Raw genomic sequence first — 25399 nt, forward strand, 5'->3', positions numbered from 1 at the left:
TGAAGGCGGGATATTCCTGCCAACAACGTAATTGTCACGCCGCATCCAGCCGCCAGCCCTGCAACAGCTGCACATTCACGCTCTGCCGCACCGCCAGCGGCGCAGAATGAAACGCGCTCAGCGCCTGCCCGTCCTGCAAACGCAGCTCCAGCAGATAGCGTTCTCCCTGATAAATACAGCTTTCGACGCTGGCCACCGGCCCGCTGCCTGAGATCTGCACATGCTCCGGGCGCACCAGAACCGGCACGGTTTTATCGCGCCCCGGCTGATCCAGGCCGCTATGCAATGCCGCGAGATCCAGACTTTGTAAGCCCGGCGAAACGGCGAGGGACAGCACGCTGCCCTGGCCGATAAACCCGGCCACCCAGCTATTCTGCGGCTGCTGATAAAGCTGCTGCGGGGTGCCCCACTGCATCAGTTCGCCCTGGTGCATCACCGCGATATGGCTGGCGAGCGCCATCGCCTCCGCCTGATCGTGCGTGACGTAGACAAACGTTGCCCCCGTGCGGCGGTGAAACTCGCGAAAAGTCTGCTCCATGGTGGCGCGAAGATGGCGGTCGAGGTTCGCCAGCGGTTCATCGAGCAGAACCACTCGCGGCTCTGAGACCAGGCAACGTGCCAGCGCCACCCGCTGCCGCTGCCCGCCGCTGAGTTCCTGGGGTGAGCGCCCGAAATAGGCCCCAAGCTCCACGACTTCCAGCGCCTCCATCACGCGTTTCTGCCTTGCCGCGCCGTTTACCTGGCGCAGCTTCAGCGGATAGCCAACGTTCTCGCCCACGGTCATGTGCGGCCACAGGGCGTAGGACTGAAACACCATGCCCATGTCGCGCTGTTCCGGCGGAACGTGGGTGCCGCTGTCGGCCAGCAGCTTCTCGCCCAGCCACAGGCGGCCGCCGCTCAGCGACTCCAGCCCGGCCACAATCCGCAGCGTGGTGGTTTTGCCGCAGCCACTTGGCCCCAGTAGGGCGGTAAACGCCCCGGACGGGATCGTCAGGCTGAGATCCTTCACCACGGCCTGGTCGCCAAAGAATTTGCTGAGTTTGTCCAGCTTTAGCTCTGCCATGGAATAACTCCTTTCGGTAAATAACGCCCCAGCGCGCCGAGCAACAGCATTACCACGGCGACCAGCCCCACCACCAGCACGGAAATCGCCGAGGCCATCACCTTGTCGCCGCTTTCGTCGAGGTTAAACACCACCACGCCGAGGGTCTCTTTCCCGGCGCTCCAGAGCAGCGCGGAGACAGTCAGCTCGTTCACCGCCGTGAGAAATACCAGCAGCGCACCGGCAAAGGCCGCCGGGGCCAGCAGCGGCAGCACGATGTGGCGTAACCGTTGGGAGGCGTCCGCTCCTGCCAGGCTCGCGGCTTCTTCCATCGCCGGATCCAGCTGCAGCATGCTGGTGTGAACCGGCTTCAGGCAGACGGTAAGAAACCGGGCCAGGTAGGCGAAGAAGATAATCGTCAACGTGCCGCTGAGACTGACGTTCAGCAGCGGCAGCGGGCGCGCAAACAGCAGAATGCAGGCGATGGCCAGCACCACGCCGGGAAGCGTATAGGGAATGTCGATCAGGCTGTGCAGCCAGCGCAAAGGCCGACTGGGGCGACGCACCAGCAGCCAGGCCAGCGGCAGGCTCAGCGCCATCAGCAGCGCGGCGGCACTGACGGAGAGCAGCAGACTGTTGGTCAGCGCCCGCCAGGTGGCGCTTTGCTCATCAAAAATGCCAGCCCAGGCGGCAAACGTCAGCGTATCGCCGTTGAGCGGCACGCCCAGGGTTGGCACCAGCGAGGTGGCGATCAGCGCCAGCAGCGGGGCCACCAGCATCCCGCCCAGCACGAGCGCGAGCAGGATCTCCACCGCCAGCCGCCCTTTCCCTGTCGCAATACTTGCCGCCCGCCCGGCCATGCCGATCAGCGGCAAAGCGTAACGCCGCTGCATGATGCCCTGAAGCGTGACAATAGCGACGGCCAGCACGCCCATCAGCACCGAGAGCGAGGCCACCTCGTTCAGCATCGACGGGCCAAAGCTGGAGAGCGTCTGGTAGATGTACACGGGCAACACGAAATAAGAGATGGGGATACCGAGCATCGCCGGGATGCCGAAGTTGCCGAGGGCGGACACAAAGGCCAGCGCCGCCCCGGCCCACAGCGCGGGTCGACACAGCGGCAGAATAATGTCGATGAAAACTCGCCCAGGAGAAGCGCCATTCAGCCTCGCCGCCTCAATCTGTTCCTGCGGCAAACTTTGCAGCTGCGTGCGCAGGGTCAGGAACACCAGCGGCGCGTGCTGGATGCCAAGCAGGAAGGCGATCCCCTCCGCCGAATAAAGCGGATTGGGGCTGCCAAACCCCGGCGCCAGGCCGAGGCTGTTGAGCAGCACGCTGCCGGGGCCGAAAAGCTGCAGCCAGCTCAGGGCCGTGACCTGCGGTGGGATCATCATCGGCAGCATAAAGAGAAACGCCCAGGCCTGACGGCCCCGGATGTTCATCAGGCCGAGGCAAAAGGCAAACAGGCTGCCCAGCAGGAGGGAAAGCAGCGCCCCCAGGCCGCTGGTATAGACACTATTCCATAGTGCGACCCAGGTGTTCGGGTTGCTGAGCACGCGGCCCAGGCTACTTTGGCCACCCAGCCGCCAGTCCACCAACGCGGAGACCAGCAGCTGCAGGCTGGGGAGCAGGCTTAAGAGCGCAATGACGACGACAAGCAGGCGCAGCAGCCCTTTCATCAGGCTGCCGTCGTTAGGGCGCGACAATGCCGGGCTAAGCATCAATCAGCGGCTACCGAACAGGTCGGCAAAGCGCTTTTTGTTGGCGTCGGTGTCCACCAGCGCTTTGGCGGCATCAAACGGCATGATTTTGATGCTGTCGCGCGGCGGGAAACCCTGCGGCACCGGCAGGCTGGCATCGGCAGGCAGATAGCCCTGTTTCAGCACCAGCTCCTGCCCCGCTTTGGAGAGCACGAAGTCGATAAACGCTTTTGCCGCTTCGGGATTTTTAGCGCCCTTCATCATCGCCACCGGCTCGGTGACAATGCTCACGCCCTCGGTCGGGAAGGCAAACTCAATTGGCGCGCCTTTGGCTTTCTCACGGATCGCCATGTAATCGACCAGCACGCCGTAGGCTTTGCTGCCGGAGGCAATGGCGTTCATTACCGCGCCGTTGCCGCTCTGCGGCATCGCCCCGTTGGCCTTCAGTTTTTCGTAGTAATCCCAGCCCAGCGTCGGCGCGCCCATGATCGCGGCCTGGTGGATCTGCGCCGCGCCGGAGTAAAGCGGGCTTGGCAGCGTGGTCATGTTCTTCAGCTCGGGTTTGAGCAAATCGAGCCATGAAGTGGGCTTGACCGGGGCTTTGCTGTGGTAAGCAATGCCGGTGGTAATCAGTTTGGTGCCATAGTAATAACCATCTTTGTCATAGAGCTGGGCATCGAAGCGCGCCGCTTCCGGCGATTTGTAGGCCGCCAGCAGGTTTTGCTGCTTGAGGGATTCCATGGTCACGCTGTCGGCAATCAGCAGCACGTCCGGCGCTGCGCCTCCGGCCGCCATTTCCGCCTGTAAACGGGCGGTCAGCTTGCTGGTGCCGTCGCGGATCCATTTCACTTCGATGTCCGGGTTCGCTTTTTCGAAGGCGCTGACGGTGGTCTGCGCATCTTCATTGGGCTGGCTGGTGTAAAGCGTTAAGGTGGATTTTGCCAGAGCAGAAGCACTCATTGCCGCCAGCATCACCGTCAACAACACATGTTTTTTCATCATTTTATGTCCCTTTTTTCCGTTGCGACGATTAAACCAGCCGAATCTGACAAGAGTATGACCGGAAGCTGGCGAGCAGATCTTTCAGACTAGCAGGATAAGTAACCCCTCTGGCCTGCCGGTGATAAAAAATGGCAATCTGATTAGCGCCTGCCCATACTTGGGTGAACGTTAATAGGGACATTGAGCGCAATCCCATGAGCAAATCTCTGCATACTTTCCTCCTCTCCTGCCTGTTATTTGTCGGCCTGTGTCTGACGGCCCAAAGCAGCCTGGCGGCTCCGACTGAAGACCAGGATCCCAGCCTGAAAGAGATTGCCGGGCAGCTAAAGCAATACAAGACGCAGATAGACAACATTAAGCAGCAGGTTTCGCAGACCAATACCGACAACCGTCTAATCAAGCTGTTCGACACCACGCAAAAGCTGGGCGTGGAGGTGGATAGCCTGGCCGCGCTGCTGCAGCCGATGCACGACAAAGTGCAGGCTCAGCTGCAGGTGCTGGGGCCTGCCCCGGAGACCGCTGCGGGGAATGAAACCGCCAGCGTGTCCCGGCAGCGCAACGCGCTGAACAGCGACAAAAAGCAGATTGATGAGGCCATCAGCACCTCGCAAAGCCTGCAAACCAACATCCGGGCGCTCGGCATCCAGATAAACGATCTCCGCCGCACCTATTTTAAATCCCAGCTGGCGTCGAACAGCGGGAGCATGTTGAGCGCCACCTTCTGGCTGCAGGAAGCCGACACCCAGGCAGTGGATATCCAGCGCTTCAATGCCTTTGGCGAGCAGCTGCTGGAAACCTGGCAGACGGCGTGGGAACCCGAGTTGTTCTGGGGCACCTTCTGGCTGTTCGTGGCTGCCGCCGCGATAGTGTTGGCTGGCTGCTACCTGATTGAGCGGCTGCTGGTCTGGATCGCCATCACCTGGTTGCCGGATGGCCGCCTGCGCCGCAGCTTCAATACGCTGGCCAGCACGGTAGTGACCATGTTTACTTTTGCGCTGGCGCTTTCCATTGTGAAAAGCGCCTTTTCCCGGGGGGCAGAGTTCTCTCCTCAGGTGAGCGATTTTGTCGACGGCTTTGTGCAGCTGGCCGTGTTCTGCTCATTGATTTATGGCGCTGGCCGCGCGTTTCTTTCCCTGAACCGCCCTTCATGGCGGCTCGTACAACTCGACGACAGCGTGGCCGAAAGCGTGCGTTACTTTCCACCGCTGCTGGCCATTCTCGGCCTGCTCATTGGCTGCCTCGACCTGATTAATAATACGATTGGCGCCAGTCTCGGCACCACGATCCGCGCCAACGGGCTGATTTCTGCCGTTATGGCCAGCGTGCTGCTTGCCATGATGCTGCGCGTGCAGCACGCCCACCGGCGGCTGGAAAGAAATGGCGAGCCTGCCGAGAAGCGCTCCCGGATCGACGCCTTAGTCTGTCTGCTGGTCATGCTCGCTTCGCTGGCGATTCTGGCTTCGCTGCTGGTCGGCTACATTGCCTTTGCCCGCTACCTGACTTACCAGGTCATCTGGTTCGGCATGGTGCTGGTGGCGTTTTATTATCTGGTGACCTTTGCCACCGACTTTTTCACCGCCGTGTTTTCACCGCACACAGCCCCCGGCCAGGCGATGAAAAAGTCGCTGCGGTTTAAAGACCGGCACCTTGAGCAGCTGGCCGTGGTGTTTACCGCCTTCACCAAGTGCGCGCTGATACTCATGACCATCATCGCGCTGTTTAACGGCACCTTCGGCACCACCACGCCGAGCCTGCTTATCAGCAAGCTGGTGACGATTTTAAGCGGCGACGGGCTGAAGCAGTTGCACATCGTGCCCGGCAACCTGCTGAACGCCGTACTTTGCCTGGTGATTGGCCTGTACATTCTGCGCGTAACCCAGCGCTGGCTCAGCCAGGAGCTGCTGCCCAAAACCATTACCGATATCGGCATTCGCGCGTCGCTGATTACGCTGTTTACCAACGTCGGCTACGTGCTGCTGATCCTCATCACCCTGGCCGCGCTGGGCATTCAGTGGAACAACCTGGCCTGGATTGTCAGCGCCCTGTCGGTGGGGATCGGCTTTGGCCTGCAGGAGATTGTGAAGAACTTTATCTCCGGCCTGATCCTGCTCACCGAACGCCCGGTCAAGGTCGGCGATATGATCGGCATCGGCGGCATTGAGGGCGACGTGCGGCGGATCAACGTGCGCGCCACGGAGATCCAGCTCAGCGACCGCTCGACGATGATCGTCCCCAACTCGCAGCTGATTTCCCAGAACGTGCGTAACGCGACGATGGGCAACGCGCAAGGCGTGGTCACCATCGCCCTGACCTTCCCGACCAATATTGACCCGGAGCTGGTGCGCGATTTACTGCTCAGCGCCTACCAGGATTATGAGGTGATCCTCCCGACGCCTGCGCCGTATGTACGCTTCAGCCAACTGGGGCCAGAAGGCATTATCCTGAGCGTGACCGGCTACGTCGCCAGCCCGCGGATGGTCGGCTCCAGCAAAAGCGAACTGCTGTTTAATATCCTCAAGCTGCTGCGCAAAAATGAGGTGAACCTGTCCAGCCCCCAGGAAGTTGTTTTTATGAAGCAGCGGGCGAAGGCTTTGGACGATGACGATGAGTTTTCGTCTTAGGTGGAGACGGTTTTCCGGGCTACTTGCCTGAGTCTCACGTGCCCTGCCCGCCTTCGCCGTGCTTTGTCACAGCGAAGGCGGCCGCCGCTTATTTAGTGCAGACCCTGCACCAGTTCGCCGTTAGTCCACGCCAGCCCTTTCTTCGTGCGCACGAAGCGTGGCGCGGTTAAATTCTCTTCCAGCAGACTGAACAGTTGGCTGAGAAGATCCGTCATCTGCACCTGTTGAGCCTGCCCCAGCTGCTGGCCCAGCAGCACCTGGGTTACGGCGCTGCAATACTCACAGAGCATATCGGAATCGGCCTCTGACACGGTGCAGGGTGCCGCCGCTTGCCCCTCTTCCACCGTTAACCGCTCAATAAGATGCTGCGGCAGCGGATAGGTTAACACCACCCTCAGCACGTTAAATCCCGCCAGCAAACGCCCCACTAGCGCAATATATTCCGCGTGACTATGTGTTTCGATTAATTCATCCATCCAGCAACTGCAAACATGCAGCACATGAAATAAATCGTCCTTTGCGCCCAGCGTCATTTTTAATAACGCTGTGAACTCCTGAGCAATAATCGTTTGTTCCTTCGTCATTTCCGTGTACGCGAATGTGTTACTATCGGCGTTAGCCATAATGTGACTCCTTTTCAGTTACGTTGTGGTTAGCCCCCGTCTGGTGTTGGTGCACCTTTCGGGGGCGAATTCTTTCTTTGGTTACCTTTGAATGCTTCTTGAGTATCAACTTTTGTTTTTATACTGGATAAGTCAACAGTGGTTTGGTTCAAAATTATTGGAAACCTAAAAAACTCGAGGGGGATCGCGGAAATGTGATAATTGGGGAGTTGGGTTGCATTTGGGGGTTATAATTTTGATGTGTCTTTGTTATCTTGTTGATTATTTTATTTCAAGTCAAAAGCTTCCAATAAACATTACGGAAATTCATTGTGTTTTATAAAATTGATTGATATTTAAAATTTTCAATCAACATAATGTTTTGCTAATAATTGGCTATGGCAAAGTTTGCCCTGTATAGAGCTCATCTATGTTCATGGCATGCATAAGGCCTACCAATATTAGCAGTTGAGTTTTCATCGAGTTAATGAAAATTTCTTTATCTATTTTCAATAGTCCGCTTTGAGCGAGAAGCGGAAGTTGACATATCTGTTAAAGTGAATGGTTCCTTTTGCAGGGATACTTACAAATCCAGCGGATGGATAAAAGGTGATCAGCCAGGAATGCCGCAACACCGCGGCGATAAAGTGAGTTTTGACGGTTTGGGGGATTGCAGGGGTATGAAGTCAATGAAATTTCAAAATTTATAGTTATAATAACGAGACTTCAATTGTTTAATTTTTACTTCTTTCACACACAAATTAAGGGTTTAGGCGATGATTTTCATTAGTCACAATTACAAAGACAAAGCCTTCGTTGGTCATATTGCAGATAAAATTGCAAATATATATGGCAGGTCTAACGTATTTTATGATTCTTGGTCAATTCAACCTGGTGAAGGGATTATTGATCGCATGAATGATGGCATCGAATCCGTTAAGATTTTCTTTTTCTTTGTGACAGAGAATAGCCTTAAAAGTAATATGGTGTCTTTAGAGTGGCAAAATGCCCTTATGAAAGCTGCAACTGGAGACGTCAAATTCGTTGCTATACGCTGCGATGAATCACCTATGCCTGCGCTTCTTACTCAAAAAGTCTATTTAGACCTTTACACAAATGGCGTTGATGTAGTTACAGCTCAAATGAATGACATTATCTCTGGCAAAAGCACTTATAAACCTCAGGAAGAATTATTCTCCAATCTCACATATGACTTTAAAACTGAATCGAATAAAATAGTCGTCAAGGTTTCCGCTGACCATTTCAGTGAAGTTACTGCTGATTTCTTGTTCTTATTTACTAATAAATTAAATGATAATGAATTAAGGTATAATGTATTGGGTGAAAGTAGTTTCATCCAAGGGTTCCGTTCAGACTTCAAACTAAATACGGGGGATGTATTCAGTGCACAAATGGTTGCATTAATGCATGGCCTTAAACCAAAAATTCATTTGACTGTTGAGTTTTGGCTGGATACTGGAGATGAACTTAATCTTGCACATGTTATGAGCAAAACATCAACAGATCAGTACACGGCCATACCGTACAAGAAAAAAAGTGATTTTAGTGGCTTCAACATGAAATTTTAAAATTTATTTTTCATAATCAACTGACATAATCATGTCATCGGAGCCTGAACAACTCCGGTGACTTCTGCGCATTTAAGAGGGACTTAAACTCCGAAAACATCCCACAGTATCTCCTTTGCAAATATGGGCGAAATCGAGTTCCAACAGATATACAAAGCCGCGCTCGATGTCGATCTGTGTTGTTCATACTATGTTTTTCCTGAGCCATAACCCTGCATCCCCATTCAACAAAGAGTCTATCTGTAGCGGTAATTGATATAGTTAACGTCCGCTCATGGCACACAGCGGATATTACAACCACCACATAATCTAATAAATATTGAATAAAACCCACCTCTCAATATTAGTAGGCCACCGTTCCGAACCGAGCCTTACCACCTTTTACCGCCAACTAGACAACCCATACAACAATCGTTACAGCTATCACGATCGATGCAAACACTCATCAGATATATGTTTGGGTTATTTCCTCTTCACAAAATCTGATACACCACACATCCCAATATGCAATACACCACATTCCCCACCACTCACAAATTATTCACTCCCTGCTTTATCCCCCCAACACCATCCAACGCAAAGTTAACCCGATACTTAACATCGTTCATTTTATAGAGCAGGTTATAGGTCACATCATTCTTAAGCGTCAGGTTAAAGCAATGATCCGGGTATTTCTTTTGAACATAGTTTTCAAAAAACAAAGACTGCAGATAGGTATCTTCTGAGGAGGTTAAAAGATAGTAGGTAATAACATCACCTTCTTTCGACTTAATGCAAATTACGTCTCTGTTCTTTTGATAAACAGTGCCCGCGTTTCTAAACTCCAGCCGGTCGCCGACGCAGCCCGAAATTAGCCCTATCAGAATCAGAAGTCTTTTCTTCATGATAAATAGATTCCTTTTTTAAAAGATGTTCTGCCTTTATATTTTAGGCCTTATTGAATAATCAGTAATTCTATCTTTATACCCGTAAGAGAAATTCCGTAACACGTAAAACACACAGTTAGTTATATCCTTCCTCAAAAAATGTGACACACCACACATCCCAATATGCGATGCATCACATTCCTCGCTCATTACAGGTTATTCACACCCTGCTTTATTCTCCCATCATCATCTAACGCAAAATTAACTCTATACTTAACATCATTCATTTCATAGAGCAGGTTATAGGTAACACCTTTCTTAAGCGTCAGATTAAAGCAATGATCCGGGTACTGTTTAGCGATATTATCGGCAAAAAACAAAGGTTCTCTATAGGTATCGGCAGATGAACTTAAAATGTAATAGGTAATAACATCGCCTCTTTTGGAGTTAACACAGATGTAGTCATTATTTTTTTTAAAAATACTCCCGGCGTGTCTGAAATCAAGTCGGTCGCCAACACAGCCAGAAAGCATCAGCGCCAATAAAATTACAATATATTTCATAATGGAAAACTCCCAAGCACGCGTTTGTATTTCAGGAAAAGATTTCTGATGTTTTCTCGGCGATCGTAATCTTTATATCGGATGTTTCGGATAAAGTTAGAGAAACCATAGTTCAATAACAGCCAATAATCACTGACTATCCCGGCCTGTTGCTCCATGCCATAGTCGGATAACTTTTTGCCATTAAGATCGTAGTAATAATCAACCGCCCAGGAAAACAGGCCCCTGGTTCTGACCATCATGCCTCGCTGATGCTGCCACACATGCATCATTTCATGTAAAAAAAGATGCTGTGAATCGATAGCAGCAACGGAATAATCATCCCGGTACACATTGGTTTCAAACCATATTTCGCCGTTAGGCGTCATGGCCGTATTACTTTCCTGAATATTGAAAGGAAGATAGCTCCCGTGATGAATCCAGACTTGATGATAACGTATTGAAGATCTGAAAATACTTTGTGCGAGTGCAATCTCGCCGGTTGTTAGCAGTCTTAAACCGCCTCTTTTCAACATAAAATCATCCTTTATTTATATGCAATGTATCGTCCTGGTTTCTGAAATGCCTTTAACATTCACATAGAGAATATTGGTTGAGAACTCATTCCTCCTGTAGATATGAAAATAGTGATAAAAGAAAAGAGGCTCTCGCCTCCTTCCCTTTCACTCAATCAAAGCAAAGCGCCAATCACCCCTTCTTCCCCACCAGTTCAGCAATCCGAACAATCACCGCCACCGCTTTCTCCATTCCTTCCAGGGTCACGAACTCGTGCTTGCCGTGGTAGTTATAGCCGCCGGTGAACAGGTTCGGGCACGGCAGGCCTTTGAAGGACAGCTGGGCGCCGTCGGTGCCGCCGCGGATCGGCTTCATGATCGGCTCGATGTCGCAGTCGCGCATCGCCTGCTGGGCCACTTCGACAATATAAGGATGCTCGGCCACCTTCTCGCGCATGTTGTAATAGCTGTCTTCTATGACCAGCTCGATATAGCAGTCCGGGTGCAGGCCTTTGCCGACTTTCTTGGCGATCTCCATCATCCGGCGCTTGCGGGCTTCGAACTGCTCGCGGTCGAAGTCGCGGATGATGTAGTGCATCTCGGCGCGGTCGACGGAGCCTTTCATGGTGTTCAGGTGGTAGAAGCCTTCGTAGCCTTCGGTGCATTCCGGGCTTTCGTCCGCCGGGACTTCAGCGTGGATGCGCGCCGCCAGCGACAGGGCGTTCACCATCACGCCTTTGGCGGTGCCGGGGTGCACGTTGTTGCCGACGATTTTGATGGTCACGGACGCGGCGTTGAAGTTCTCGCTTTCCAGCTCGCCCACGCCGCCGCCGTCCACGGTGTAGGCCCATTCGGCGTTAAAGGCGTCGACGTCGAAGAAGTGCGCGCCCTTCCCGACTTCCTCGTCCGGGGTAAAGGCCACGCGGATGTCGCCGTGCGGCACGTTTTTGCCTTTTAATACCGCCAGCGCGGTCATGATTTCCGCCACGCCCGCTTTGTCGTCCGCGCCCAGCAGGGTTTTGCCGTCGGTGGTGATCAGCGTCTGGCCCATCAGCTGGTGCAACACCGGGAACATCACCGGGGAAAGGATCTCATCGCCAATGCCGAGCGCGATGTCACCGCCGCGGTAGTTCTCGACGATCTGCGGGTTCACGTTCTTTCCGGTGAAGTCCGGCGCGGTATCAACGTGGGAGATAAAGCCAATGGCCGGGACAGCGTGCCCGACGTTCGACGGGAGCGTGCCCATCACCGTGCCGTGGTCGCTGAGCGTGACGTCCACCAGCCCCAACTGCTCCAGCTGCTCTTTTAGCAGGCGCAGGAGCTTCCATTGCCCTTCGGTGCTCGGCACCTGCTTAACGCCGGGCCTGGATTGCGTGTCCAGAGAGACATACTGCAAAAAGCGCTCAAGTAATTTATCCATTTAGCCACCCTCGTTTTTAGTGACATCAATTATCAATAAGCCGCATCGGGCAAATATTGCGTCAGGTCACTTTTAGTCGGTTACGGAAAAAAATAGTTTTCGCACAGCCTGACCTGGCCTCAGTAAAGTATCCCTTTAACCGTAGACGATAACGGCCACGGTTTCTGGCTATCGGGATTGGCGATCCCGCCGCTTTGCCGTAGAATGCCAGCCCTTACTCAACGTGCCAAAACCCAAGGTGGTTAATCACAAACCCCGTATCCTTCGCTTCGGATACGTCATTTATGGGACAGCGTAAAAAATTGAAAAAACAGCCTCGTTCGCACTCCATGCTGGTCAACCTGGCAGGAGTCGCCAAGCGCTTTGATGGTAAATCCGTAATCTCTGACTTCTCCCTCACCATTAATCATGGTGAATTCCTGACGCTGCTCGGCCCTTCCGGCTGCGGCAAAACCACCGTCCTGCGTCTTATCGCCGGGTTAGAAACCGTCGATGCCGGGCAAATTACGCTCGACAATCAGGACATCACCCATGTGCCTGCCGAGCACCGCCACGTGAATACCGTTTTCCAGAGCTACGCCCTGTTTCCGCACATGACGGTGTTTGAAAACGTCGCCTTTGGCCTGCGGATGCAGAAAACGCCGGCGGCGGAAATCACCCCACGCGTGACCGAAGCGCTGAAAATGGTGCAGCTGGAAGAGTTCGCCCAGCGCAAGCCGAACCAGCTTTCCGGCGGCCAGCAGCAGCGCGTCGCCATCGCCCGCGCGGTGGTGAATAAGCCCCGGCTGCTGCTGCTCGATGAGTCGCTGTCGGCGCTGGACTACAAGCTGCGCAAGCAGATGCAGAACGAGCTGAAAGCCCTGCAGCGTAAGCTCGGCATTACGTTTGTATTCGTCACGCACGATCAGGAAGAAGCCCTCACCATGTCCGACCGCATCGTGGTGATGCGCGACGGCAAGATTGAGCAGGACGGCACGCCGCGAGAAATTTATGAAGAGCCAAAGAACCTGTTTGTGGCGAGCTTCATCGGCGAGATCAATATCTTTGACGCGACGGTGCTCGAACGCATCGACGAGCAGCGCGTGCGGGCGAACGTGGAAGGCCGCGAATGCCACATCTTCGTGAACCAGCCGGTGACCGTCGGGCAAAGCCTGAAGGTGCTGCTGCGCCCGGAAGATTTGCGCGTGGAAGAGGTAAACGACGCCCGTGAAGTGGACGGGCTGATTGGCTACGTACGCGAGCGCAACTACAAGGGCATGACGCTGGAGTCCACCGTCGAGCTGGAAAACGGCAAGCTGGTGATGGTCAGCGAGTTCTTTAACGAAGATGACCCGGACTTTGACCATACGCTGGATCAAAAAATGGCGGTGACCTGGGTAGAAAGCTGGGAGGTTGTGCTGGCAGATGAAGAGCTCGCGTAAATTCCAGAATGTGGTGATTGCCACCGTGGTGGGCTGGCTGCTGCTGTTTGTCTTCCTGCCCAACCTGATGATCATCGTCACCAGCTTCCTGACTCGCGATAACGACAACTTCGTGAGCCTGGTGTTTACGCTGGATAACTACACCCGGCTGGCCGACCCGCTGTATGCCCAGGTGCTGCTGCACTCGCTGAACATGGCGGCGATAGCCACCCTGGCCTGCCTGGTGCTCGGCTACCCTTTCGCCTGGTTCCTGGCGCGGCTGCCCGAGAAGGTGCGCCCGCTATTGCTGTTCCTGCTGATTGTGCCGTTCTGGACCAACTCGCTGATCCGCATTTACGGGCTGAAGATTTTCCTCAGCACCAAGGGCTATCTCAACGAGTTCCTGCTGTGGCTGGGGCTTATTGATACGCCGATCCGCATCATGTTCACCCCGAGCGCGGTGATTATCGGCCTGGTGTATATCCTGCTGCCGTTTATGGTGATGCCGCTTTACTCCAGCATTGAGAAGCTGGACAAGCCGCTGCTTGAGGCGGCGCGGGATCTCGGCGCCAGCAAGCTGCAAACTTTTGTGCGTATTATTCTGCCGCTGACCATGCCGGGGATTGTCGCCGGCTGCCTGCTGGTGATGCTGCCGGCGATGGGGTTGTTCTACGTGTCGGATTTGATGGGCGGCGCGAAGAACCTGCTGATCGGCAACGTGATTAAGAGCCAGTTCCTCAACATTCGCGACTGGCCGTTCGGCGCAGCGACGAGCATTACGCTGACGCTGGTAATGGGCCTGATGCTGCTGGTGTACTGGCGCGCGGCGCGCCTGCTTAACAAGAAGGTGGAACTGGAATGATCGGACGCCTGCTTCGCGGCGGCTTTATGTCCGCCATTTACGCTTTTTTGTATATCCCGATCGTTATCCTGATCGTGAACTCGTTCAATAGCTCTCGCTTCGGCATTAACTGGCAGGGGTTCACCACCAACTGGTACAGCCTGCTGATGAATAACGACAGCCTGCTGCAGGCCGCAAAGCATTCGCTGACGATGGCGGTGTTTTCCGCCAGCGCCGCCACGCTTATCGGCTCGCTTACCGCCGTGGCTCTGTACCGCTATCGCTTTCGGGGCAAGCCGTTCGTCAGCGGGATGCTGTTTGTGGTGATGATGTCCCCGGACATCGTGATGGCTATCTCGCTGCTGGTGCTGTTTATGCTGCTGGGAGTGTCGCTTGGCTTCTGGTCGCTGCTGTTTTCCCACATCACCTTCTGCCTGCCGTTTGTGGTGGTCACCGTTTACTCGCGCCTGAAAGGGTTCGACGTGAAGATGCTGGAAGCGGCGCGTGACCTGGGCGCGAGCGAGCTGACTATTCTGCGCAAGATTATTCTGCCGCTGGCGATGCCCGCCGTGGCCGCAGGCTGGCTGCTGAGCTTTACCCTGTCGATGGACGATGTGGTGGTGTCTTCGTTCGTGACCGGGCCGAGCTACGAGATCCTGCCGCTAAAAATTTACTCGATGGTCAAGGTCGGCGTTTCGCCGGAAGTGAACGCCCTGGCCACTATTCTGCTGTTACTTTCACTGCTGCTGGTGATCGCCAGCCAGCTGATTCTTCGCGATAAAACTCAACCTCAGGGGACGTTAAAATGAAAAAATGGCCACGCCACCTGCTTGCTGCGGGCGCTCTGGCGCTCAGCTTCGGCGCCGCACATGCCGACGACAGCAAGACGCTTTATTTCTACAACTGGACCGAGTACGTGCCGCCGGGCCTGCTGGAGCAGTTCACCAAAGAGACCGGCATCAAGGTGATTTATTCGACCTACGAGTCGAACGAAACCATGTACGCCAAGCTCAAGACCTACAAAGACGGTGCGTATGATTTAGTGGTGCCATCCACCTACTTTGTGGCGAAGATGCGCAAAGAAGGGATGATCCAGAAGATCGACAAGAGCCAGCTCAGCAACTTTAAAAATCTCGACCCGGATATGCTGAACAAGCCGTTCGACCCGAATAACGACTATTCCATCCCGTATATCTGGGGCGCCACGGCAATTGGCGTGAACAGCGACGCTATCGATCCGAAAAGCGTCACCAGCTGGGCCGACCTGTGGAAGCCGGAGTATAAGCAAAGCCTGCTGCTGACCGACGACGCGCGCGAAGTGTTCCAGATGGCGCTGCGCAAGCTTGGCCTGTCCGGTAACACCACCGATCCAAAAGAGATTGAGGCCGCGTACCACGAGTTGCAAAAGCTGATGCCCAACGTGGCGGCGTTTAACTCCGACAACCCGGCCAACCCCTATATGGAAGGCGAAGTGAACCTCGGTATGGTGTGGAACGGCTCGGCCTATGTGGCTCGTCAGGCCGGAACGCCGCTGGAGATCGTCTGGCCGAAGGAAGGCGGGATTTTCTGGATGGATAACCTGTCGATTCCGGCCAACGCGAAGAACGTCGACGGCGCGCTGAAGCTGATCAACTTCCTGCTGCGCCCGGACGTGGCTAAGCAGGTGGCGGAAACCATCGGCTACCCGACGCCAAACCTCGAAGCCCGCAAGCTGCTGCCGAAGAACGTGGCGGAAGATAAGTCGCTGTACCCGGATGCAGAGGTGATTAAGGCTGGCGAGTGGCAGAATGATGTGGGTGACGCGAGTGCGCTGTATGAGTCTTATTATCAGCGGTTGAAGGCGGGGCGGTAAGTTTACCCTCACCCCGGCCCTCTCCCTGGAAGGGAGAGGGAGAAAACAATTGATTTATGCTCGATCCAGTTCCCTCTCCCCTTTGGGGAGAGGGTTAGGGTGAGGGGCTCAGAAGAACTACAATCCCTTCAAAAGCTTATCCACAAACTCCGGCACCACCTGGCTCGCCAGGCCGTAATGCTTCTCTTCGAACTCGCTGCCGACCTGGCTTGGCTCCAGATTCAGCTCCACGGTGTGCGCCCCCTGCAAACGCGCCTCGTGCACAAAGCCTGCCGCCGGATAAACGTGCCCGGAGGTGCCGATAGCAATAAAGTAATCTGCGGTGGCAATCGCCTGATAAATCTCGTCCATGCCAAGCGGCATTTCGCCGAACCAGACGACGTGCGGGCGCAGTGCCGAGGAAATCTGGCAGCAATGGCAGCGGTCTTCCGGGGTAATGTCGTCCTGCCAGTCCAGCACCTGGCCGCTGCTGGCGCAGCGAACCTTGAGCAGCTCGCCGTGCATGTGGATGACGTTTTTACTGCCCGCCCGCTCGTGGAGGTTGTCGATATTCTGGGTGACCAGCACAAAATGGTCACCCAGCGCCTCTTCCAGCTTCGCCAGCGCCAGGTGTGCGGCGTTGGGCTGGATTTCCGGCTGCTGAAGCTGGCGGCGGCGGTCGTTATAAAAACGCTGCACCAGCGCCGGGTCACGGGCGAAGCCTTCCGGCGTCGCCACGTCTTCGACGCGGTGCTCTTCCCACAGCCCGTCCGCTGCCCTGAAGGTACGAATGCCTGACTCCGCGGAGATCCCCGCCCCGGTCAGTACAACAACTCTTGGTCTGTCCATCGCTTCCGGCCCTGTCCTGTCTCTGAAAAAGATGCGCTGACGCAAACGTTGGCGCAGCAGGCGTTTGTTCTTCCGAAACCGGCTCAGCCGGTGCTGACGACGAGAAAGCATGACTTACTCCGTGTAGTGGAGGAATGCCGCGCCACGCATACCGCCTGCGTCACCGTGGCGCGCCTGTTCAATACGCGGCACTGCGGCAACCGGCAGCAGGTACTTCGGCAGGCGTTCCGGCAGTTGGGCGTAGATATCGCTAAAGTTAGACAATCCTCCGCCAATCACCACCAGATGCGGGTCAATTGAGGTCAATAAATTGCCGAGGCAGGCGGCCAGCAGCTCCAGGAAGCGGTCCACGTGCTCGATGGCCTGCTCGTCGCCCTGGCGGTAGCGGGAGATGATCTCTTTCGCGTCCAGCGGCTCCTGGTAGAAGTGCTGCCACAGCCAGGCAAAACCGCGCCCTGAGAGATAGTTTTCAATGCAGCCGTTTTTACCGCAGCCGCAGCGGGTAAACGGAATGTCGCGCCCAAGGATTTCCAGCGCGTCCACAGGCAGGCGGGTATGGCCGAATTCGCCGGTGATGTAGCTGCGGCCGGTGATAGATTTGCCGTTGATGATGATGCCGCCGCCAACGCCGGTGCCGAGGATCAGGCCCATCACCACCGGGTAGTTGAGGAACTCGTCGTCCCAGGCTTCGGAAAGCGCGAAGCAGTTGGCGTCGTTGTCGATGCGCACGTCGCGCTCAAGCATGGCGCTGAGATCGGCGCGAAGCGGTTTGCCGCTGGCAGCCGGAACGTTAGCGGCATACAGCGTGCCGTCGTCGGTTTCCGGCATACCCGGAATGCCAATGCCGACCGAGCCGCGGCAGTTAAACTTCTCGTCGGCCTGCGCCACCAGCCCGACCACCGCGTCGAGGAAATTTTCGTAACTGTCATGAGGAGTAGCAACCCGGGCTTCCCAAAGTAAACGCCGCTGCTGGTCGTAAACGCCGAGTGCAATCTTAGTGCCGCCGATATCAAATCCGTAATACATCGCTGCTCCCAATGCCCGCTGTGCCTCAAGCTGCGCCTGGATTCTGCCGGGTCACAGCTCGAATGATGTAGGGCAAATTATAGTTAATTGAATTTATTGTCCGCTTAGCACCCTTGCCGGATCGATATTGCTTGCGCGCCGGGCCGGGTACCAGCTAGCCAGAAGGCTAAGGACCAGCGCCGTCACCAGAACGTAAACCACGTCCAGCCAGTGCAGCTCAGAAGGTAAGAAATCAATGAAATAAATATCACCGGACAGGAAATGGTGCCCGATGAGTTTTTCAATCACGCCGATAATGTTGGTCAGCTGCCACGAAGCCAGCACGCCAACCACCACGCCGCTGACGCTGCCCAGCAGCCCGGCCAGCAGCCCGTACCAGACGAAAATAGCGCGAATCAGGCCGTCTTTGGCCCCCAGCGTGCGCAGCACCGCGATGTCGCTGCTCTTGTCTTTCACCGCCATCACCAGCGTGGAAACGATGTTAAAGCAGGCCACGCCGATCACCAGCACCATCGCCAGATACATGATGGCGCGGATCATCTGGATGTCGCGGTACATATAGCCGTAGGTATCAATCCAGCTGCTGATACGCACGTAAGAATTGGTTGCCAGCCCCGCGTCACGCACCAGCTGCCGGGCGTTAAACACGTCATTCACCTTGATGGCTATCCCGGTAACGCTATCCCCCATGTCCAGGTAGCCCTGTGCATCCTGCAGCGGCACCATCGCCAGGCTGTGATCCAGCTGGCCGCTAAGGGACAGAATACCGGCGATTTGCAGCCGGACGCGCTTGGGCTGCATCAGTTTGGTGCCGCCATCGTTGTTGGGGATCATGATCGACACCCAGTCGCCCTGCTTCACCTTCAGCGCGTCCGCCACGCCTTTGCCCATGATGATTTGCTGCTGCCCGGCCTTGAAGTTCGCCCAGGCATTGTTCTGGACGTATTGTGGCAGAGCGCTCAGCTGCGTTTCCTGCACCGGATCAACGCCCTTCACCTCAACGGCGCGCAGGTTTGCCCCGCTTTCCACCAGTCCGGTAAAGCGAATATAAGGCGCGGCGGCCACGATGCCTTTGACGCCTTCCACCTCGGGCAGCGCCCGCTGCCAGTTGCTAAAGGGCTGGTTCACCGGCTCAATGTCACCGTGGGGCACCACGGCAAGAATGCGGTTTTTCAGCTCGCGCTCGAAGCCGTTCATCGCGCTCAGGCCGACGATCAGTACCGCCACGCCCAGCGCGATGCCTAACGTGGAGATCACTGAGATCAGCGACACCATGCCGCTGCGGCGTCGCCCGCGGCTGAAACGCAGGCCAATCAATAAAGAAAGCGGGGAAGCCATTACTCCGCTCCCATCAAGGTCAGGTCGCTGGTTAAGCGGCCATCGCGCATTTCCAGCTGGCGGGACATACGTTTCGCCAGCTGCAGATCGTGGGTTACTACCAGGAATGCTGTGCCCTGGCGCACGTTCAGTTCGCCCAGCAGCTCGAAAATGCTGTCGGCGTTGCGCGCATCCAGGTTACCGGTCGGCTCATCCGCCAGCACCAGACGCGGGTTGTTCACCAGCGCACGGGCAATCGCCACGCGCTGACGTTCGCCGCCGGACAGCTCCGACGGGCGGTGGCTGCTGCGGTGATCCAGCCCCACGGCGGCCAGCATCTCCAGCGCGCGCTTCTGCACTTCTTCCGGCTTTTTCTTGCCAATGAGCAGCGGCATCGCCACGTTTTCCAGCGCGGTGAAGTCCGGCAGCAGGTGGTGGAACTGATAGATAAAGCCCAGCTCGCGGTTACGCAGCTCCGCCTTCGCCGCCGACGAGAGTTTGCTCATCGCCTGGCCGTTGAACACCACGTCGCCGGAGGTCGGCGTGTCCAGGCCGCCCAGCAGGTGCAGCAAGGTACTTTTGCCGGAGCCGGAGCTGCCGACAATCGCCATCAGTTCACCCGCGTTGATGCTGAAGCTGACATCGTGCAGCACATCCGTTTGCACTTTGCCTTCCTGATAGCGTTTGCACAGGTTGTCACACTGCAACAGGACAGAATTACTCATAACGTAAAGCCTCAGCGGGTTGGGTCGCGGCGGCGCGCCACGAAGGGTAAAGCGTGGACAGCAAAGCAATGGCCATCGCCACAATGGCAATCACCACAACCTGTACCGGTTCGATGGCGACCGGCAGGGCCGCGCCATCAAGCAGGATGCCGATGATCGGCATTAAATTATTCAACTGGCTGGCAAGCAGCGCCCCGAGTAAAGCCCCGAGCAGCGCGCCAATCACGCCCGCGCCCGCGCCCTGCACCATAAACACGGTCATGATCTGGCGGCGGGTCAGCCCCTGGGTTTGCAGAATCGCCACTTCGCCCTGCTTTTCCATCACCAGCAGTCCAAGGGAGGTAATAATGTTAAAGGCGGCGACGGCCACGATCAGGCTCAGCAGCAGCCCCATCATGTTTTTCTCCATGCGCACGGCCTGGAACAGCTCGCCTTTGCGCTCGCGCCAGTCTTTCCATTCGGTGCCCTGAGGCAGCGTTTGTTGGCTCAGCACATCGACCTTGAGCGGCTCAGCCAGCCACAGACGCCAGCCGGTGATATTGCCCGCCGGGTAGCGCATCAGGCGTGAGGCGTCCTGCTGGTTGACCAGCATCTGGTAGCCGTCCACTTCGCTGCTGGCGGCGAAGGTACCAATCACGGTGAACAGACGCTGGCTCGGCAAACGCCCCATCGGCGTAAACTGGCTGGCGGACGGCACCATAATGCGAATGGTTTCCCCACGCTTAACGCCCAGCGAGCCGGCGAGCTGTTCGCCGAGGATGACGTTGTACTGCCCGGCCACCAAATCGGCCTGCTTAACGTTAACCAGGTACGGGGAAAGCGGATCTTTCTCGTCCGGCTGCACGCCCAGCATTACACCAACCCCAACGCTGCGGGCGCTTTGCAGCACCACGTCACCGGTAGTCAGCGGCGCAATACGCGTCACGCCCTGAAGTTTCAGGGAATCGGCGGGAAGTTGCTGGGGATTAATAGAGCCGGAAGGTGAGGTGATCAACGCCTGCGGCATCAGGCCGAGGATGTTGTTTTGCAGCTCACGCTCGAAGCCATTCATCACCGAAAGGACCGTGACCAGCGCCATCACCCCGAGGGTGATACCAATCGTCGACAGCCAGGAGACAAAGCGGCCGAAGCGGTCCGCTGCTCGCCCACGCATGTAGCGCAGGCCTATAAATAACGCGACAGGTTGATACATGAAATCCGTCTTGTTGCGGGTTGCCTAAGCAAAGATCCGGGAAGTATACGACACCTCCCCGGCCAAATGAATTCCGTCGACTAAATTATTCCCGTTACATCTCAAGTGCCTGCACCTTTTCCTAAATTTACCAAATCAGCGCCAAAAACAGACAATTGAGGTCGAGATTGCATCGGTTTGACACCAGGATAGCAGGCCCATGACAACTGGAGCCCGTCACGACGCGGATATCGCATGAAGAAAAAGCAACTCTGGATCAACCAAATCAAAGGATTATGCATTTGTCTGGTGGTTATCTACCATTCGGTGATTACCTTCTACCCTCACCTCACATCTCTCGGGCCCGGCCTGAATCTGTATGTCGCCAAACTCTGGGTTTACCTTAATCTCTACCTCGCGCCCTTCCGAATGCCGGTATTCTTCTTCATTTCCGGTTACCTGATCGCCCGCTACATCCATGAAGTGAAATGGCGCGACAGCGTGGACAAGCGGCTGTGGAACATTTTTTACGTGTTACTGCTGTGGGGCTTGATCCAGTGGATCGCGCTGACGCACCTTAACCAATGGCTGGCACCCGACCTTGAGCGTAACCCGACGTCCAACGCCGCCTACGCCGACTCGCTGGGGCAGTTTGCTCTTAGCATGGCAAAGGCCAGCACCAGCCTGTGGTATCTCTACGCCCTGCTGGTTTACTTCGTGATGTTTAAAGCCCTGCGCCGCTACCGCATCCCGGTGCTGGCTGTGCTGATGGGCATTAACGTTGTTATCGCCTTTGTGCCGCTGCCGTGGTGGGGGCTGAACAGCGTGGTGCGAAATATGGTGTATTACGGCCTCGGCGCCTGGTTTGGCCCTTTGCTGATGGCCTGGATGAAGGACTTCCGCTTTTCGCAACACCCGTTTGTCTGCGCAGGCATAGCCCTGGGATCGCTGGCGCTTTATTTTGTCAACGTGCCGCTGGTGATTTCTCTGGTGTCTATCGTAGCTATCCTGCGCGGGTTCTATTTGCTGAACGGCTGGCGCGAAGCACGTGAAGACAGCTTCCTGAACGTGGTGGGCTCGAATACGATTGCCATTTACACCACGCACCGCATTTTGATCGAGGCGATAAGCCTGGTGATGCTGGCTAAAATCAACAGCGGTGCGCTTTCTGACACGCTGGTGCTGGCGATTCTGCTGGTCTACCCGTTTGTTAGCCTGGGCATTTGTACGCTGGTTGGCCTCGGTTTCCGCAAGCTTTCGGTCGCGCTGTTCGGCGATCTGTTTTTCTCTCCTCCCGCGCAAATCGCCGCCAGCCGGTAAGTGCTTCAGCAACCCGCCTGAGCGGGTTGCTTTTCCGTAGATTAAGCCCGTACATCACGAGTAACGGCTATCGGCATGGCCGCTGTTTCCTGCGGCACTGCCGGGGAAGACACTTTGCGATATTTATCCAGCAGGTGAATCTGGATTTTACGAAGCCGATCGCCGTTCAGACGATAAAAGCGGAAATAGAGCACCAGAGTGATGGCAAAGAATAACGTCGGCAGCGCAATCATGATGAACTGCATCCCGAGTATTGTTTCAGCCGACTGGGCGACGTTCGGCACATAGCCAATGACGCCTAAAACGACCGCGATAAAGAAGGCTGAAAACGCCGAGCCGCCCTTCACCACCATCGTCTGCACCGCATAGGCAATACTTTCGCAGCGAACGTTAAACTTGTATTCACCGTAATCAACGGTATCCGCCACCATAATCACCTGCAGCACCCAGAACAGCGCGGTACCGACGTTAAGGAATACGCCCGCAAGGCAGATGACCAGCACATTGGCCGAGCCCGTCAGCGCCATCACCAGCAGCACGCCCCCGCTGACCATCGGCAGAATCGAAGCCCCCGCCCACAGGATACGGCGGGACAGCGCTTTCGCCAGACGCGGGAACAGCACCAGGGTGAGCAGGTTTGCCGCGCCGGCATAGGAAAGATAGTACGGGAACAGATCCGCATCCCCGACGACATAGGTGAAATAGTAAATGGCAAAGCCGGTAATAATATTGGAGGCGACGTTATAGGCCAGCGCCATCCCCAGCAGGCAAGAAAGCTGATCATTTTTGTAGATAAGGGCGAGTATGGATTTCAGCGACAGCCGGGTGCTGTCCGCCGTGGCCTCGTTGTCAGACGAGAAAACCTCATGGACGTTACGCAGCGTGACAATTGTGGAAACGATAAAGAACGCGATCAGCACCAGCGTGAACATCTGAAAACCAAACCCGCGGTCAGCCCCACCCACATAGTTCACAAACGGCAGCGTTACCCCGGCAGTCACGAATCCAGCCAGGCTCGCAAAAAAACGCGGGAACGGCACCAGCTGTTCGCGTTCACGCTTATCCAGCGTGATGGTTGGCACCAGTGACCAGAACGGAATATCCATCAGGGTATAGGTCGTCCCCCAGAGGATGTAGGTCACGCAGACAAACACCACCTGGGTCGTCCCTTCAAAAAGGTGGGCGCTGAACAGTAAAAACAGTACCAGCGAGTTCGTGAGCGTGCCGAGCAGGATCCACGGCTTAAATTTGCCCCATCGCGATCGCGTGGCGTTCACAATCCAGCCCATCACCGGGTCGTTAAACGCGTTCCAGATTTTTGCCACCAGGAACAGGGTTCCTACCACCCCCACCGATAAACCTACGACATCGGTGTAATAGTACATCAGGTACATGTAGACGATACCGATGGCGAAATCCTTACCAAATGCACCGAATCCGTAACTGAGTTTTGTTGTCAGAGAGATGCTCATAGGGTACCGGGTCACCGTTACCAGCGCCCGCCTTCTGTTATTAGAGAGGTCAACGCCGGGGCTTATACCCGGCGTCGTTTTTTATTAGCGATGCAGCCAGGCTGGCAGCCAGTCTCCGTGCGCGGCGATCAGGTCATCCACCAGCGCATAAATCTCTTCGATGCCCAGAACTGCCGCAGTGTGAGGGTCCATCATCGCCGCATGGTAAACGCGGTCACGATTTTCAGTCAGAATGGCCTCGGTCAGCAGCGTCTGCACGTTGATGTTGGTTTGCATCATGGCGGCCAGATGCGATGGGATCCCGCCAACTTTGGTGGGCTGGATCCCGTTGGCATCCACCAGGCAGGCGACCTCAACGCAGCTCCCCTGCGGCAGGTTATCGATAAGCCCGTCGTTACGGACATTGCCGTAAATTACGCTAGGCTCACCGGTCCAGATGGCATTCATAATCGTGCTGGCATACTCGCGCGACGGCTTAATATCTATGCGTTCCGCCGTTTTGTACTCTTCCAGCTCTTTATGCCAATTCGCCAGCTGTTCGACGCAGCGTTTCGGGTACTCATCCAGCGGCACTTTATAGCGCTCAATCAGATCTTCACGCCCCGGCTTGATAAACCACGGAGTATATTCCGCAAAGTGCTCTGACGATTCGGTGACAAAATAGCCCAGCTTTTTGAACATCTCATAGCGCACAATATTCTGGCAGCGTTCATTGCCGTGAATATTCGGTTTCGGGGCCTGGCCAGCTTCATAAGCTGCGAGCAGTTCTGGATAGAGGTTGACGTAATGCCCTTCCGCAGTTTTGCGTTCCAGCTCAAGGTAGAACGCCATATGGTTTATCCCGGCACTGCGGTAGCGCAGCGTGGCCGGGTCAATGTTCAGATCACGGGCCAGCTCTTCCGCCGTGCCCTGCACCGAATGGCAGAGGCCCACTTGCTTGATATGCGGGTAGCGGGCATACATTGCCCAGGTGTTCATCGCCATCGGGTTAACGTAGTTAAGCATCGTCGCATTCGGGCACACTTCGGTCATATCGTCGCAGATCCGCCACAGATGCGGGATGGTGCGCAGGGCGCGCATAATGCCGCCGGGGCCTAGCGTATCGGCAATAGTTTGCTCCAGCCCGTGACGCTTACAAACCTCAAAATCGGTAACGGTACAAGGCTCGTAGCCGCCAATCTGGAACGCGACCACCACGAAATCCGCCCCTTGCAGCGCTGTTTTTTGATCGGTGTGACAGGTGATGTAGCCGGATGCCCCGGCGGAATCCATCAGTTTACGCACCACGATGTGTGACTCTTCCAGACGCGTCTCGTCAATATCCATCAGCGCAATGTGTGCCGACCTGAGCGCTTCGCGATGAAAAACATCGCCCAGAATATTTTTGACGAAGATGGTCGAACCCGCGCCGATAAAGGTAATTTTTGGGGCTGTCATTATCACTCTCCAGAACAGTAGGTAACGTCTTCATCGTGGCACGCGCCCCCGGCAAAAACCTCCATCTTCCCCATGGAGCATTCCCGGAAACTCAGATCTGATGTCGATCGC

General features: G+C 55.7%; 22 protein-coding genes and 1 pseudogene. 8 read left to right on the top strand and 15 right to left on the bottom strand.

Going from position 1 to position 25399, the window contains the following annotated elements; genetic code table 11:
• Positions 1-34: 34 nt before the first annotated feature.
• From WFK85_RS00975 to WFK85_RS00985, 3 genes are read right to left on the bottom strand one after another with little or no spacing between them, the layout of a single operon-like run.
• The gene (locus WFK85_RS00975) at positions 35-1063 is read right to left on the bottom strand and encodes an ABC transporter ATP-binding protein (protein ID WP_336707956.1); all 1029 of its coding nucleotides are present in this window, start codon (positions 1061-1063) and stop codon (positions 35-37) included.
• Positions 1051-2763, bottom strand: a complete 1713-nt coding sequence (locus tag WFK85_RS00980) for an ABC transporter permease subunit (protein WP_166993816.1) — start codon at positions 2761-2763, stop codon at positions 1051-1053. Before WFK85_RS00980 ends, WFK85_RS00975 begins: the two co-directional genes overlap by 13 nt.
• A gap of 3 nt (positions 2764-2766) precedes the next feature.
• Positions 2767-3744 (bottom strand): ABC transporter substrate-binding protein, encoded by a 978-nt coding sequence (locus WFK85_RS00985; protein ID WP_336707955.1) that lies wholly within the window; start codon positions 3742-3744, stop codon positions 2767-2769.
• A 194-nt stretch (positions 3745-3938) separates the two neighbouring features.
• Between WFK85_RS00985 and WFK85_RS00990 the strand changes: the two genes are divergently transcribed.
• Complete coding sequence (locus WFK85_RS00990) at positions 3939-6365, top strand: DUF3772 domain-containing protein (protein ID WP_336707954.1); 2427 nt, start codon at positions 3939-3941, stop codon at positions 6363-6365.
• Positions 6366-6457: 92 nt separating this feature from the next.
• On the opposite strand, the gene WFK85_RS00995 is transcribed toward WFK85_RS00990, so the two are convergent.
• The gene (locus WFK85_RS00995) at positions 6458-6988 is read right to left on the bottom strand and encodes a hypothetical protein (protein ID WP_336707953.1); all 531 of its coding nucleotides are present in this window, start codon (positions 6986-6988) and stop codon (positions 6458-6460) included.
• A gap of 755 nt (positions 6989-7743) precedes the next feature.
• Here WFK85_RS00995 and WFK85_RS01000 point away from each other — a divergent pair.
• Together WFK85_RS01000 and WFK85_RS01005 are read left to right on the top strand one after the other, a co-directional pair.
• Entirely contained in the window at positions 7744-8556 is an 813-nt protein-coding gene (locus WFK85_RS01000; RefSeq protein ID WP_336707952.1) for a toll/interleukin-1 receptor domain-containing protein, read from the top strand.
• Positions 8557-8644: 88 nt separating this feature from the next.
• Positions 8645-8766 (top strand): annotated as a pseudogene (locus WFK85_RS01005) (DUF1367 family protein); the annotation flags it as partial.
• Between the two features lie 320 nt (positions 8767-9086).
• Here WFK85_RS01005 and WFK85_RS01010 read toward each other — a convergent pair.
• The 4 genes from WFK85_RS01010 to pepT all read right to left on the bottom strand — a co-directional run bounded on the left by WFK85_RS01010 (position 9087) and on the right by pepT (position 11899).
• On the bottom strand, positions 9087-9440 hold the full coding sequence (locus tag WFK85_RS01010) for a putative T6SS immunity periplasmic lipoprotein (RefSeq protein WP_336707951.1): 354 nt from the start codon (positions 9438-9440) through the stop codon (positions 9087-9089).
• Positions 9441-9631: 191 nt separating this feature from the next.
• A complete protein-coding gene (locus WFK85_RS01015; RefSeq protein WP_336707949.1) occupies positions 9632-9985 on the bottom strand; it encodes a putative T6SS immunity periplasmic lipoprotein in 354 nt (117 codons plus the stop codon).
• On the bottom strand, positions 9982-10500 hold the full coding sequence (locus WFK85_RS01020) for a type IV secretion protein Rhs (RefSeq protein WP_336707947.1): 519 nt from the start codon (positions 10498-10500) through the stop codon (positions 9982-9984). The genes WFK85_RS01015 and WFK85_RS01020 overlap by 4 nt, the downstream gene beginning before the upstream one ends.
• Before the next feature lie 172 nt (positions 10501-10672).
• Complete coding sequence (gene pepT, locus WFK85_RS01025) at positions 10673-11899, bottom strand: peptidase T (protein WP_166993800.1); 1227 nt, start codon at positions 11897-11899, stop codon at positions 10673-10675.
• 284 nt (positions 11900-12183) lie between these two features.
• On the opposite strand from pepT, the gene potA reads away from it, so the two are divergent.
• The 4 genes from potA to potD are packed head-to-tail and all read left to right on the top strand — an operon-like array spanning position 12184 to position 15992.
• On the top strand, positions 12184-13320 hold the full coding sequence (gene potA, locus WFK85_RS01030) for a spermidine/putrescine ABC transporter ATP-binding protein PotA (protein WP_336707946.1): 1137 nt from the start codon (positions 12184-12186) through the stop codon (positions 13318-13320).
• Entirely contained in the window at positions 13304-14161 is an 858-nt protein-coding gene (potB, locus tag WFK85_RS01035) for a spermidine/putrescine ABC transporter permease PotB (protein WP_039301993.1), read from the top strand. Before potA ends, potB begins: the two co-directional genes overlap by 17 nt.
• Positions 14158-14949 carry a spermidine/putrescine ABC transporter permease PotC gene (gene potC, locus WFK85_RS01040; protein WP_008453392.1) on the top strand — a complete coding sequence of 264 codons (792 nt, stop codon included), beginning with the start codon at positions 14158-14160 and terminating at the stop codon, positions 14947-14949. Before potB ends, potC begins: the two co-directional genes overlap by 4 nt.
• Entirely contained in the window at positions 14946-15992 is a 1047-nt protein-coding gene (potD, locus tag WFK85_RS01045; RefSeq protein ID WP_039301991.1) for a spermidine/putrescine ABC transporter substrate-binding protein PotD, read from the top strand. The genes potC and potD overlap by 4 nt, the downstream gene beginning before the upstream one ends.
• 117 nt (positions 15993-16109) lie before the next feature.
• Here the strand turns inward: potD and cobB are convergent, their stop codons facing one another.
• The 5 genes from cobB to lolC all read right to left on the bottom strand — a co-directional run bounded on the left by cobB (position 16110) and on the right by lolC (position 21080).
• Complete coding sequence (gene cobB, locus WFK85_RS01050) at positions 16110-16931, bottom strand: Sir2 family NAD+-dependent deacetylase (protein ID WP_008453397.1); 822 nt, start codon at positions 16929-16931, stop codon at positions 16110-16112.
• A gap of 3 nt (positions 16932-16934) precedes the next feature.
• Entirely contained in the window at positions 16935-17846 is a 912-nt protein-coding gene (gene nagK / locus WFK85_RS01055) for an N-acetylglucosamine kinase (protein WP_039292009.1), read from the bottom strand.
• A 93-nt stretch (positions 17847-17939) separates the two neighbouring features.
• Positions 17940-19184, bottom strand: coding sequence for a lipoprotein-releasing ABC transporter permease subunit LolE (lolE, locus tag WFK85_RS01060; RefSeq protein ID WP_008453401.1), 1245 nt, complete (start codon positions 19182-19184; stop codon positions 17940-17942).
• Positions 19184-19888, bottom strand: a complete 705-nt coding sequence (gene lolD, locus WFK85_RS01065) for a lipoprotein-releasing ABC transporter ATP-binding protein LolD (protein WP_008453403.1) — start codon at positions 19886-19888, stop codon at positions 19184-19186. The genes lolE and lolD overlap by 1 nt, the downstream gene beginning before the upstream one ends.
• Positions 19881-21080 carry a lipoprotein-releasing ABC transporter permease subunit LolC gene (gene lolC / locus WFK85_RS01070; protein ID WP_039292001.1) on the bottom strand — a complete coding sequence of 400 codons (1200 nt, stop codon included), beginning with the start codon at positions 21078-21080 and terminating at the stop codon, positions 19881-19883. The genes lolD and lolC overlap by 8 nt, the downstream gene beginning before the upstream one ends.
• A 234-nt stretch (positions 21081-21314) precedes the next feature.
• On the opposite strand from lolC, the gene WFK85_RS01075 reads away from it, so the two are divergent.
• Positions 21315-22379 carry an acyltransferase family protein gene (locus WFK85_RS01075; protein ID WP_336707941.1) on the top strand — a complete coding sequence of 355 codons (1065 nt, stop codon included), beginning with the start codon at positions 21315-21317 and terminating at the stop codon, positions 22377-22379.
• A gap of 41 nt (positions 22380-22420) precedes the next feature.
• On the opposite strand, the gene melB is transcribed toward WFK85_RS01075, so the two are convergent.
• Positions 22421-23851 (bottom strand): melibiose:sodium transporter MelB, encoded by a 1431-nt coding sequence (gene melB, locus WFK85_RS01080; protein ID WP_166993790.1) that lies wholly within the window; start codon positions 23849-23851, stop codon positions 22421-22423.
• Between the two features lie 84 nt (positions 23852-23935).
• A complete protein-coding gene (gene melA, locus WFK85_RS01085; RefSeq protein ID WP_085938872.1) occupies positions 23936-25291 on the bottom strand; it encodes an alpha-galactosidase in 1356 nt (451 codons plus the stop codon).
• Between the last annotated feature and the right edge of the window lie 108 nt (positions 25292-25399).

It is taken from the genome of Cedecea sp. VD22 (assembly GCF_037150195.1).
Lineage (GTDB): Bacteria > Pseudomonadota > Gammaproteobacteria > Enterobacterales > Enterobacteriaceae > Cedecea.

Excerpts from the sequence above, each read along its gene's own strand:
- pepT (WP_166993800.1), bottom strand. The coding sequence starts at position 11,899 with ATGGATAAATTACTTGAGCGCTTTTTGCAGTATGTCTCTCTGGACACG.
- melB (WP_166993790.1), bottom strand. The coding sequence starts at position 23,851 with ATGAGCATCTCTCTGACAACAAAACTCAGTTACGGATTCGGTGCATTT.
- potB (WP_039301993.1), top strand. The coding sequence starts at position 13,304 with ATGAAGAGCTCGCGTAAATTCCAGAATGTGGTGATTGCCACCGTGGTG.
- cobB (WP_008453397.1), bottom strand. The coding sequence starts at position 16,931 with ATGCTTTCTCGTCGTCAGCACCGGCTGAGCCGGTTTCGGAAGAACAAA.
- lolC (WP_039292001.1), bottom strand. The coding sequence starts at position 21,080 with ATGTATCAACCTGTCGCGTTATTTATAGGCCTGCGCTACATGCGTGGG.
- WFK85_RS00985 (WP_336707955.1), bottom strand. The coding sequence starts at position 3,744 with ATGATGAAAAAACATGTGTTGTTGACGGTGATGCTGGCGGCAATGAGT.
- potC (WP_008453392.1), top strand. The coding sequence starts at position 14,158 with ATGATCGGACGCCTGCTTCGCGGCGGCTTTATGTCCGCCATTTACGCT.
- WFK85_RS00990 (WP_336707954.1), top strand. The coding sequence starts at position 3,939 with ATGAGCAAATCTCTGCATACTTTCCTCCTCTCCTGCCTGTTATTTGTC.
- WFK85_RS01010 (WP_336707951.1), bottom strand. The coding sequence starts at position 9,440 with ATGAAGAAAAGACTTCTGATTCTGATAGGGCTAATTTCGGGCTGCGTC.
- potA (WP_336707946.1), top strand. The coding sequence starts at position 12,184 with ATGGGACAGCGTAAAAAATTGAAAAAACAGCCTCGTTCGCACTCCATG.
- WFK85_RS00980 (WP_166993816.1), bottom strand. The coding sequence starts at position 2,763 with ATGCTTAGCCCGGCATTGTCGCGCCCTAACGACGGCAGCCTGATGAAA.
- WFK85_RS01075 (WP_336707941.1), top strand. The coding sequence starts at position 21,315 with ATGAAGAAAAAGCAACTCTGGATCAACCAAATCAAAGGATTATGCATT.
- lolD (WP_008453403.1), bottom strand. The coding sequence starts at position 19,888 with ATGAGTAATTCTGTCCTGTTGCAGTGTGACAACCTGTGCAAACGCTAT.
- WFK85_RS00975 (WP_336707956.1), bottom strand. The coding sequence starts at position 1,063 with ATGGCAGAGCTAAAGCTGGACAAACTCAGCAAATTCTTTGGCGACCAG.
- WFK85_RS00995 (WP_336707953.1), bottom strand. The coding sequence starts at position 6,988 with ATGGCTAACGCCGATAGTAACACATTCGCGTACACGGAAATGACGAAG.
- WFK85_RS01000 (WP_336707952.1), top strand. The coding sequence starts at position 7,744 with ATGATTTTCATTAGTCACAATTACAAAGACAAAGCCTTCGTTGGTCAT.
- WFK85_RS01015 (WP_336707949.1), bottom strand. The coding sequence starts at position 9,985 with ATGAAATATATTGTAATTTTATTGGCGCTGATGCTTTCTGGCTGTGTT.
- WFK85_RS01020 (WP_336707947.1), bottom strand. The coding sequence starts at position 10,500 with ATGTTGAAAAGAGGCGGTTTAAGACTGCTAACAACCGGCGAGATTGCA.
- nagK (WP_039292009.1), bottom strand. The coding sequence starts at position 17,846 with ATGTATTACGGATTTGATATCGGCGGCACTAAGATTGCACTCGGCGTT.
- potD (WP_039301991.1), top strand. The coding sequence starts at position 14,946 with ATGAAAAAATGGCCACGCCACCTGCTTGCTGCGGGCGCTCTGGCGCTC.
- lolE (WP_008453401.1), bottom strand. The coding sequence starts at position 19,184 with ATGGCTTCCCCGCTTTCTTTATTGATTGGCCTGCGTTTCAGCCGCGGG.